Origin of the sequence: uncultured Lutibacter sp. (assembly GCF_937891065.1) — a bacterium.
In the GTDB taxonomy this organism is placed as follows: Bacteria; Bacteroidota; Bacteroidia; order Flavobacteriales; family Flavobacteriaceae; genus Lutibacter.
Genome location: NZ_CALAEQ010000215.1, coordinates 1 through 2,602, shown reverse-complemented (window position 1 = coordinate 2,602; position 2,602 = coordinate 1). Strand labels below are relative to the sequence as shown.

Below are 2,602 nucleotides of genomic sequence, written 5' to 3'. Positions count from 1 at the left end.
CTGTTTATAGTGAGGCAGAATATAGAGCTTTGGCAAAAGTGTTAGAAAAATATCCTAATATTTATATTATTTCTGATGAAATTTATGAACACATTAATTATGGCGAACCTGTTTTTAGCTTTGCAGCCATTGAAAGTATGTACGATAGAACAATTACCGTAAATGGTGTGGCAAAAGCATTTGCTATGACGGGTTGGAGAATAGGTTATCTTGGAGCTCCGGAATGGATTGCTAAAGCGTGTAACAAAATGCAAGGTCAAATAACTTCTGGTGCAAATAGTATTGCACAACGCGCTACTATTGCTGCTTTAGATGCACCAGTTTCAAAAATTAAATATATGGTAGATGAATTTAAAAACCGCAGAGATATGGTTTTAGAATTGTTGGGCACTATAGATGGTTTTAAATTAAATATACCAGGGGGTGCATTTTATGTATTTCCAGATATATCAGCATTCTTTGGAAAAGAAATAAAAGGACATAAAATTGAAACAGCTGATAATTTTTCAATGTTTTTATTAGAAGAAGCAAATATTGCAACGGTAACAGGTGAAGCTTTTGGCGCTCCAAATTGCATTAGAATATCTTACGCTGCTTCTGAGGCTCAATTACGTGAGGCTATAAAAAGAATTAAAGAAGCTTTAAGTTAAAATTATTTTTAATTCTAAATTACACAAAAGGTTTTTCAATTATTGAAAAACCTTTTGTGCTTAATACCTATTTAAAAAAATCAACGCATTCATAAAATAGTAATTTTTAAAAATTACATTTTAAAACACTTATAAACAGTAAGTTAAATTTTTACTTCTTTACATAAATTTTATAAAAAGATATTTAATTTTAATTTATCTTTGTTAAGCTTTACAGTGAATGTTAAAGCTTTTTAATTTATGAAATAAATTTATTTTGCGGATTTGAGTTTTTGAAAATTAAGAAGTCATATTCAAAAATCGCCTTTTAGAAAGGTTCAAATCATAGGTTAACTTCTACACAAATTTCACAATAGTATCTAAAACTATTTTGTGAAAACAAACATCACATGTATTTATTTGCCATAAAATAGCAATCGATTTTAATCTGTATTTAAAAAAATAATCTAAAAATCTATCGTATGTATTGCGCAATACTATACTGTGAACAAAAAATATAATTTTACTAAATAAAAATTAAGAAAAATGAAAACAATGCTAATACTTTTTGCAATGGTAACGCTTGCCTTTGGAAATAAATCTGAAGATTTAACTACTATAAAAGCAACATTTGATGGGGCTGAAGAAGAAATTTACTATTTTATTGATGAAGATGATAATGTATATTCTTTTGATAGCATAAATGAGAATGCTAATACAAAATACAATCTTACAGAAAAACAATATATAGGAAAAACATTTAATGTAACCTATAAAGTTGAAACTAAAACCAATGAATTAGAAGAAGAATACGAATCTTATATCATCGTTAAATTAGAGTTATTAAAATAAAAAAGAGACTGTCTAAAAAGTTTATAAAACCTGAACTTGTTATTTTAAACACCGTTAAAATAACAAGTTCTCTTACTTTTTAAACAGTCTTTATTTTAAATTAAAAATCGTAAATTCAGTTCTTAAAAAGCTGACAATCAATAATATTATTTAAATAAAATAGAAACTACCTATTAAAGGTGCACTAAGTGGAAATAAATTCAAATTATAAAAAAAAGAAGAAACAATTAAAAGAAACTATTTAGTTGTTTCAAAATGGGGTGAATCTCTAGATATTGCCTATTCAATTCTCTTAGAAGGGAATGCTGTAAAAATGTATATTGAAGATAAACCTTCAAAAGAAATAGGATATGGTTTTATCACAAAAGTTCAAGATTGGAGAAAACATGTAGAATGGGCAGATTTAATTATTTTTGATTATACTGGTTATGGAAAAATATGTGAGGAACTTAGAGCTTCTGGAAAGCCGGTTTTTGGAGGTAGTGAGTATGGCGACAAATTAGAATTAGACAGAAACTTTGGACAAGAAGAACTTAAAAAGCATAAAATAAAAGTATTGCCATTTAAGGAGTTTTATAGTTTTGAAGAAGCTATTAGCTATGTGAAAGCAAAGCCAGATGCTTATGTAATTAAACCTTGTGGAGAAATTCAAGATTTAAAACAATTGCTATTTGTTGGCACTGACGATGAGGGTTTAGACGTGATTCGTGTATTAAAAGCGTATGAAAAATCTTGGGGAAACAATTTTGGTAATTTTCAGCTTCAAAGAAAAGTAAAAGGAGTTGAAGTCTCTGTTTCTGCATTTTTTAATGGAAAAGAATTCATACATCCAATAAATATTACTTTTGAACATAAAAAACTTTTTCCAAAAGAGTTAGGTGTTTCAACAGGAGAAATGGGCAGTAGCATGTTTTGGGTGAAAGATTCTCCAATTTTTGATGCAACGCTAAAAAAATTCGAAACTACATTGGCTAAAAATCATTTTATTGGTCATATAGATCTTAACTGCATTGTAAATGGAAATGGCATTTATCCGTTAGAGTTTACACCTCGATTTGGGTACCCCCAAATATTTATTCAAAGAGCTGGCATAAATGAACCCATTGGTAATATGCTTTATA

General features: G+C 28.2%; 2 protein-coding genes and 1 pseudogene. All 3 read left to right on the top strand.

Annotated elements, in window-relative coordinates; translation table 11 throughout:
* Positions 1-650, top strand: a 650-nt coding sequence (locus Q0352_RS11605; protein WP_299527666.1) for an aminotransferase class I/II-fold pyridoxal phosphate-dependent enzyme, incomplete at its 5' end; no start/stop codon positions are given.
* 525 nt (positions 651-1,175) lie between these two features.
* Positions 1,176-1,481 (top strand): hypothetical protein, encoded by a 306-nt coding sequence (locus tag Q0352_RS11600; protein WP_299527664.1) that lies wholly within the window; start codon positions 1,176-1,178, stop codon positions 1,479-1,481.
* 313 nt (positions 1,482-1,794) lie between these two features.
* Positions 1,795-2,602 (top strand): annotated as a pseudogene (locus Q0352_RS11595) (phosphoribosylamine--glycine ligase); the annotation flags it as partial.